Below are 236 nucleotides of genomic sequence, written 5' to 3'. Positions count from 1 at the left end.
AACAGGGCGGTTGGGCACTGTTTAAGATCAACCGTAACGTCCGTCGTGCTGTGTTTCTCGGTATGTTGTTGCAGGCGATGCAGCAGTTTACCGGTATGAACATCATCATGTACTACGCGCCGCGTATCTTCAAAATGGCGGGCTTTACGACCACAGAACAACAGATGATTGCGACTCTGGTCGTGGGACTGACCTTTATGTTCGCGACCTTCATTGCGGTCTTTACGGTAGATAAA

General features: G+C 49.6%; 1 protein-coding gene. It reads left to right on the top strand.

What is annotated here, in order from left to right; genetic code table 11:
* A partial coding sequence (locus tag V5P19_RS24505; protein WP_334408111.1) for an MFS transporter occupies positions 1-236 on the top strand: 236 nt, incomplete at both ends.

This window comes from Enterobacter sp. UNJFSC 003, assembly GCF_036903355.1.
In the GTDB taxonomy this organism is placed as follows: Bacteria; Pseudomonadota; Gammaproteobacteria; order Enterobacterales; family Enterobacteriaceae; genus Enterobacter.
This window is presented reverse-complemented; position numbering and strand designations above follow the sequence as displayed.